Source organism: Nocardia rhamnosiphila NBRC 108938 (genome assembly GCF_000720425.1).
Classification (GTDB): domain Bacteria; phylum Actinomycetota; class Actinomycetes; order Mycobacteriales; family Mycobacteriaceae; genus Nocardia; species Nocardia rhamnosiphila.
Genome location: NZ_JOAJ01000016.1, coordinates 52288 through 60060, shown reverse-complemented (window position 1 = coordinate 60060; position 7773 = coordinate 52288). Strand labels below are relative to the sequence as shown.

Here is a 7773-nt window from a genome sequence, read left to right as displayed (position 1 = left end):
ACCGCAAACCACCACGAGCCACCGCACCGAACCGCAGATGCACACCCTCCACCCGCGGCGAATACACGAAGATCTCGTACTTCGGCCGCGGCTGCGGCAGTTCGGCGATCTCCTGCGGTTCCACCTTCACCGAGATGAAATCCCGGGGAGCGCCGTCGGGATCGGTGACGTAGTAGTTGGTGCGCAAGGTGGCGCGGATCAGGCCGAGGATGGCCCGCAGGATGCGGTCCGCGTCCAGGCTCACGACTTGATCGATCCGTTCGTGCAGGCGCTCTTCGAGCTCGGCGGCCTGTTCGGTGGAGTGGCTGTCCGGATCGAACCGGGCGGTGAACAACTGCGCGAACAGTTTCGCCGCATCGGGGTAGGTGTGCAGAACCCGGGCGATATTGACCTGGCTGTACGGGAACCCGGCCTGCTGTAGGTACTTCGCGTAGGTGCGCAGCACGGCGACCGCCCGCCAGGACAGTCCGGCCCGCAGCACCAGCTCGTTCAGGCCGTCGGCTTCGGCCCGGCCGTACCAGAGCGCGTCGAAGGCGGCGGTGAACCGGTCGCGCACCCGGTCGGCGGCGGCGACCCTACCCTTGGGTGCCGCGAGCGTATCGGGCGCCACCTCCAGCAGTTCGGCGTCGAGGTCCTGGTCGAGCGCACCGTGCAGCAGTTCGTGGCTCGCCAGCAGTCCGAAATCGTAGATCCAGCGTTCCTCGGCGTCGTGGCCGTCGCGTTCCCGCCTGATTCGGTACGGGCGTTCGTCGAGCACCTCGACCCCGAGGCTCTGCAGCACCGGAAGTACCTGGCTGAGTGAGATTCCGGAGCCCCCGATGTACAGGGTGAAGCGCCAGGAGCCCGCGGGCGCGCCGGCCACCCGGTACAGGTGCTGATCGATACTTCCCGGGCGCAACCGCTCCAGGCGATCGATATCGGCCAGCGCGCGCCGTGCGCTGAAATCCTGTTTGTAGCCTTCGGGGAACGCTTCGCAGTAGCGGCGCACGATCCGCGGATCGAGCACCGTCGACGCGTTCACGGCGTCGTTGAGATGGTCGTCCCAGGTACGGCTGGCCTCGGCGAGCAGGTTCTGGATCCGCCGCCGTTCGTCCTCGGAGATCTCCTCGGCAGCACCCACCGGTTCCGTGGTGTCGGCACCCGGCATCCGGATGGTGAAGTAGACGCTGGCGAGTTCGCTTTCGCTCACCCGGGCGGAGTAATCGATCGATGCGCCGCCGAGCTCGCGGACCAGGATGTCCTGCATTTCCAGGCGGACAGCGGTGGTGTAGCGGTCACGGGGCAGGTACACCATGGCGGCGACGAACCGGCCGTAGGGATCGACCCGCAGGAACAGCCGCACCTGCCGCCGCAAACCGACATTGAGTACCGCGGTGGCCGTCCGGCGCAGAGTCGCGGCATCGGAGGAGAACAGTTCGGTGCGCGGGAAGCCCTGCATCACTTCGAGCATGGCCTGGCCGGAGAAGGAGTCGAGGTCGAATCCGCTGTCGGTGATGGCGGCGCGGACCCGCTGCCCCACCACCGGTATGTCCAGGACGTTCTCGTGCAGCGCGGTGACCGTGAAGACACCGACGAACAGGTGTTCCCCCCGGACCTCGCCCGCGCTGTCCAGATCGGCGACGCCGATGTAGTACGGGTACACCGCGCGCTGCATGGTCACCGGGATCAGTCCCTGGGTCATCCGCAGCAGCGGCCGGGCACCCGCGGTGATCGGGACCTGGAAACCGGTCGCGGTGCCGGGGTGGAGCACGCCCAGTTCGGAATCGGCCACCGGGACCGGCAGTTCCGCACCCGGCTCGAGCCGATAGCGCGCGTATCCGAGCACGGTGAAGTTGTCGTCGGCCAGCCACCGCAGCAGGCGGGCGCAGTCGGCGGGTTCGATATCGGCTTCGGCCGCGGCCGCGGAATCGCCGGCCTGTTCCAGCCGGGTCGCCAATTCGTCGACGATGGCGTGGATCGCCTCGGTATCGCTGCTCACCTGCCGTACATCCTTGATGACGTCCGGTACGGCGGCGGCGATCTCGTCGAGCAGCTGGGCGCTCGTCGCCGGGTGGAGTTGCAGGTGGATCCAGGATTCGCGACCGTCACCGGTGCCGTTGCGCCGCAGGTCGGCCTCGTGCAGGCGAGCCGCGGTGAGGGCGCCGCCGGAATCCCGTTCCACCGTGAAGATGGGGTGGATGACCTCGCTGATGGTGCCGCCCATCCGGCCGAAGAGTGCCGTCACCGAATCGACCAGCATGGGCATATCGTCCGTGACGATCTGTACCGCGGCGCCCAGCCCGGACCCGTCGTCGGGGTGGTGGACCCGGACGAGGCCCTGACCCGGTTGCCGGGTCAGGGCCAGTGTCAGATGGGCACGGAAGGTCAAGGTCGGTGCGGTGATCTCACAGTCGGCGTCGTCGGTCTCGACATGCCGGAAATAGCCGTCCTCCAAGGTGCCGAGGTCGGCGCGTAGCGTGTCCGGCAGCTCGGCAGCCCATGCCTCGCTGGACAATTCGGACGAGACCGTCATTTCCCACTCCCTTGAATCCGGTATTTCTCTCGGACACACCGACACCGACCCCGAGGGTAGACCCGAAGCCGGGCAGCGGGAAAAGTCTCGCGGCGTTACCCGCGGGTCAGCTTGCGATGTGTCACTCGATGCGGCCGTGCGGCTTCCTGACCGAGGCGCTCGATCTTGTTGGCCTCGTAGGCTTCGAAGTTGCCCTCGAACCAGAACCACTTGGCCTCGTTGTCGGCATCACCTTCCCAGGCGAGGATATGCGTACAGGTGCGGTCCAGGAACCACCTGTCGTGGGAAATGACCACGGCACAGCCCGGGAACTGCTCCAATGCGTTCTCCAGCGATCCCAGGGTTTCGACATCGAGGTCGTTGGTGGGCTCGTCGAGCAGGATCAGGTTGCCGCCCTGCTTCAGGGTGAGCGCCAGGTTCAACCGGTTGCGTTCACCACCGGAGAGCACCCCGGCCGGCTTCTGCTGGTCCGGGCCTTTGAACCCGAAGGCACTCACGTAGGCGCGCGAGGGCATCTCCTGCTGGCCGACCTCGATGTAATCGAGCCCGTCCGAAACCACCTGCCATACGGTTTTCGTGGGGTCGATACCGGCGCGGGACTGGTCCACGTAGCTCAGTTTGACGGTATCGCCGACTTTCACCGTGCCGCTGTCCGGCGCCTCCAGACCAACGATGGTCTTGAAGAGCGTGGTCTTACCGACACCGTTGGGCCCGATGACGCCCACGATGCCGTTGCGCGGCAGGGTGAAGGACAGATCCTTGATCAGCTGCCGGTCGCCGAAGCCCTTGTCCAAGTGCTCCACCTCGACCACCACACTGCCCAGTCGCGGACCGGCCGGGATCTGGATCTCCTCGAAGTCCAGCTTCCGCATCTTCTCCGCTTCGGCGGCCATCTCCTCGTAGCGGCCCAGACGTGCCTTGTTCTTCGCCTGGCGTGCCTTGGCGCCCGACCGGACCCAGGCGAGTTCGTCCTTGAGCCGCTTCTGCAGCTTCTGGTCCTTCTTGCCCTGGACCGCGAGCCGCTCGGCCTTCTTCTCCAGATAGGTGGAGTAGTTGCCCTCGTAACCGATGGCCCGGCCACGGTCGAGCTCGAGAATCCAGCCGGCGACATTGTCCAGGAAGTACCGGTCGTGGGTGACCGCCAAGACCGCGCCCGGGTACTGCGCGAGGAACTGTTCGAGCCAGAGCACGCTCTCGGCATCGAGATGGTTGGTGGGCTCGTCGAGCAGCAGCAGGTCGGGTTTACTGAGCAGCAGTTTGCACAGGGCCACCCGGCGGCGCTCACCACCGGAGAGGTTGGTCACCGGCTCGTCCGGCGGCGGGCAGCGCAGCGCGTCCATCGCCTGCTCCAGCTGGGAGTCCAGGTCCCAGGCATCGGCGTGGTCGAGCTCCTCCTGCAGCTTGCCCATTTCGTCCATGAGCTCGTCGGAGTAATCGGTGGCCATGAGTTCGGCGATCTCGTTGAACCGGTCGAGTTTGACCTTGATCTCGCCGAGCCCCTCCTCGACATTGCCGCGGACGGTTTTCTCCTCGTTCAGCGGCGGTTCCTGCTGCAGGATCCCGACCGTGGCGCCCGGCGCGAGAAAGGCCTCGCCGTTGTTCGGCTGGTCCAATCCGGCCATGATCTTCAGCACGCTGGATTTACCGGCGCCGTTCGGACCGACAACGCCGATCTTGGCGCCGGGAAGGAAGTTCAAGGTGACATCGTCGAGCACGACCTTGTCGCCGTGCGCCTTACGAACCTTCTTCATTTGGTAGATGAACTCAGCCATAGCGATCACCCTATCCGTCAAACATCGGTGCGGTTTCACACGTCGGCGTTCACGGGCTCCTCGTCGCGCGCCGGCTGCTCCACCATCGGATCGTTCGGTTCCCCCGCCGCCCCGGTTTCGGCAGTCGCAGCGCCGGGACCGGCGGATATATTCCCGGTCGTGGCCGGATGCCCGGTCCGTCGGCGCTCCACCCGGGCGGTGCAGCGGGTGAGGTCCGGCCCCAGGGTATGCGCTCGCATCTCCAGATCGCGACGCTGGGCGCCTTCCCGGGTGTGGTACTCGTTCGACCGCAGCTGCCCCTGCACGATCACCGGATCACCCCGATGGATCGACGCGTCCACCCCGGCCACCAACCGCCGCCAGCAGCTCACCGTGAGGAAGAGCGTCCCGTTGTCCACCCATTCACCGGTTTCGCGATCCAGCCGCCGCGCGGTACTCGCCAACCGGAAGCTGATCATCTGCTCGCCGCCGGGCAGTTCTCGTCTCACCGGTTCGGTCACCACCGTACCGACCACGGTCGCCACTGCTTCGTACATTTCCGCCCCTCCGTTCGCCCGGTGCTTCCGGGGACGTACTCATGGTTACCGGCCCGACGGGGCGGTGGGGGGCGCGAATCGAATCTGTGCACAACTTCCGCGCGGCCGCGCACTTGTGGAAAGAGTGGTCCCCGGATTCAGCGGCCCGCGGCCGTCATGGCGGCGGCGATATCCCGCCGTGAGCGCACGCCGAGTTTGGCCAGAATGCTCGACACATGCGATTGGACGGTGCGTCGCGACAGGAACATCTGCGCAGCGATATCGGCGTTCGACGAGCCGTCGGCCACCTGGACCGCCACGGATCGTTCGGTCTCGGTCAGCGACGCCCAGCCCGTTTTCGGGCGATTGCGCGGGCCCCGCACGCCCCGGCGGATTCCGTAACGCCGGATCCGGGCCACCGCGCGGGCGGTATCCCACGAAGCACCCAGCCGGGTGTACAGCTGGACGGCGGATTCGAGCGCCTCCCGCGCGTCGGCCCCGCGACCGCCCGCGGCCAGCACGATCGCCGCGTCCTCGTAGGCCTGGGCTTCGTAGAGCGGCCAATCACAGTGCGCGAACTCCCGCGCGGCGGCGAAGAGCGCGTCGGAGTCGCGGTCGGCCAGCCCGCGGCACAGCTGCGCGATACCCGAGCGTGCGGCGGTCCACTGCTTGGCCACCAGTTCGTCGGCCGCCGTCCGCGCGCCGTGCAGCGCCTCCGCATCGCCGGCGTCGAACGCCAGGCGGGCTATATCGGGAAGGATGTAGTGCAGGGTCGAGGCGCTCATACCTCCGTCGAGCTTCGCGTGGGTCTCGACGAGCAACCGCAGCGCCGGTTCCGGGTTGCCCCGGGTTTCGTGGACCAGGGCGGTGACCCACGGTTGCATGTACCCGTATCCGGCGGTACCCAAGCGGTCGTCCGCGACGAGCGCGTCTCCGGGTGGCGCCGCACCACGGTGTATCCCGATCAGCGCCATCACACTGTGGGCGACCGGCGCGTAACCGAGCACATCGGCGGTCTCCAGGCACGCCCGGCACTCCGCGATCGCCTCGTCCCAGCGCCCGTTCAACAGAAACATGCGCGCTTTGGCCATCAGGTTCGCGGCCAGGTAGAGCCCGTGCATCCGGCGGTTGTGGCCGATGGCGGTCTGCAGGGCCTCCACGGCCGCGGCCGGGCGGTCGAGCTCGATCAGGCAGTGCGCGTACAGCACGTACGGATCGATCTGGTCCGAGCCGGCGCCGTCCTGCAACACCGTGAGCGACTCGGTGCTGATCTCCAGCGCTTCGTCCAGGTAGCCCTGGGTGTAGCGCACGGCGCCGAGGGCCATCAGCCCGTACCCGGTGGCCAGGGAGTTGCCCGACTGCCGTCCCAGCGCGACCGCGTGCCGCCCGGCCTGTTCGGCCTCGGCGAACCGTTCGAGGAAGAAATTGTCCAGCGCGCACAGGCCCAGGAAACGCGCCGCGTCGGCGTCGCCGAGATCCAGCGTGTTCAGCGCGGTCTCGGCGACTTCGACGGCCTCGGCCAATCGACCCTGGGCATGGCATACATGAGCCAGCAACCAGCGCAGACCCGGGTCGTCGGCGTGCTCGGGCCGATGCCGTAACGCCACTCGCAACGTGGCCTCGGCCTGGTCGGTCCGGCCGTTCCACAGCAGCGCGCGGGTCCGCATCCGGATCAGGGCGGCACGGGTCGCCGTGTCGAGCCCGGCCGTATCGACTATGCGGGTCAGCAGGCGCATCGCCAGTTCCGGGGCGCGCACGATCAACGCGTCGGATACCGAGAGCAGCCATTGCAGACTCGCCGGCTCGAGTTCCCGGCCGCCGATCGACAGGTAGTAGGCGACCCGTTCTATCGGGGCGCCCGTGGTCTGCAGCACGCGCCCGGCCCGGCGCAGCAGATCCGAGCGCAGGGAGGCGGGTAATCGCTCCGCCAGCACATGCCGGATCAGATCGTGGCGGAAGGCGAGCTCGGAATCGACCATGGTGAGCAGCCCGGCGTCCGTCGCCTCGGTCACCGCGCTCCACACTTCCATGATGTGGCCGTCCAGCACCGCGGCGAGTTCCACGACATCGACCTTCGGGCCCAGTGCCGCGGCCATGGGCAACAGGTCGCGGGTCGGCCGCGACAGCGATTCGGCCCGGCGCCAGATCGCCTCGGCCAGGGAGCCGACCGGCTGCCGGGCGGAACCGGTCGTGGGCTTCGCGTCGCCGGCGGGATCCAGCAGTGATGCGGCCACCAGCTCCGTGATGTGCAGCGGATGCCCGTACGCTCGGGCGACCTGGCGCAGCAGCGCCGGCGGCGGCACCGTGCCGACCATCTCCCGGACCATGGTCGTTGTCGCCGCGTCGGGCAGCGCGCCCAGCCGGACGGTGGTGGCGGCGCAGGTGGTCAATGTGGCGGTCAACACCGCGAAGGCCGGGTCGGAGGTGACGGGGCGGGTCGACAGCACCAGTACCAGCGGCAGCCGATCGGCGAGCGTGCACAGCCGGTGCAGCACGGCCAGACTGGAGCGGTCGGCCCAGTGGACATCGTCGAGCAGCAATGCGACGGGTCGCTCCGCGCACCAGGCACGGATCTGTTCGAGCAGGAGTTCGGCCAAGGCGAATTCGTGCGTGGCCGCGGCATCTCCGGCCTGGTCCGCGCCGTCGAGCAGGGTGCGGATCGGATCGGAATCGGCGGGTGGATCCCCGGTGACGAGCCAGGTGGCCAACGCCGCGAACGGAACATCCTGCTGGAGTTCTCTCGCGCGACTCGTCCGCACCTGCAATCCCAGTTCGGCGAACTGCCGGGCGGCGGCACCGAGCAGCGTGGTCTTGCCGATACCGGCTTCGCCTTCCACGAGGATCACGGCACCGCGCCCCGCGAGCGCGGTACGCCCACCCGAGACCAGAGCCGCGACCTCGGCGTCGCGACCGACGAACACTGTCGCGAGAGATTGCTGCACTCGCATCAGTTTAAGCACCCGGACCATGACAT

General features: G+C 67.9%; 4 protein-coding genes. All 4 read right to left on the bottom strand.

What is annotated here, in order from left to right; genetic code table 11:
* The coding region (locus IG75_RS0134515) for an NAD-glutamate dehydrogenase domain-containing protein (protein WP_036515959.1) at positions 1-2512 on the bottom strand (2512 nt) is incomplete at its 3' end.
* Positions 2513-2607: 95 nt separating this feature from the next.
* A complete protein-coding gene (ettA, locus tag IG75_RS0134510; RefSeq protein ID WP_030525555.1) occupies positions 2608-4284 on the bottom strand; it encodes an energy-dependent translational throttle protein EttA in 1677 nt (558 codons plus the stop codon).
* Positions 4285-4319: 35 nt separating this feature from the next.
* Positions 4320-4820 (bottom strand): single-stranded DNA-binding protein, encoded by a 501-nt coding sequence (locus IG75_RS0134505; protein WP_030525554.1) that lies wholly within the window; start codon positions 4818-4820, stop codon positions 4320-4322.
* Positions 4821-4957: 137 nt separating this feature from the next.
* Positions 4958-7741, bottom strand: a complete 2784-nt coding sequence (locus IG75_RS0134500) for a helix-turn-helix transcriptional regulator (RefSeq protein WP_162183831.1) — start codon at positions 7739-7741, stop codon at positions 4958-4960.
* Positions 7742-7773 lie beyond the last annotated feature (32 nt).

What these genes read in the sequence shown, in the direction of transcription:
- ettA (WP_030525555.1), bottom strand. Translation starts at nt 4,284, where the DNA reads ATGGCTGAGTTCATCTACCAAATGAAGAAGGTTCGTAAGGCGCACGGC.
- IG75_RS0134505 (WP_030525554.1), bottom strand. Translation starts at nt 4,820, where the DNA reads ATGTACGAAGCAGTGGCGACCGTGGTCGGTACGGTGGTGACCGAACCG.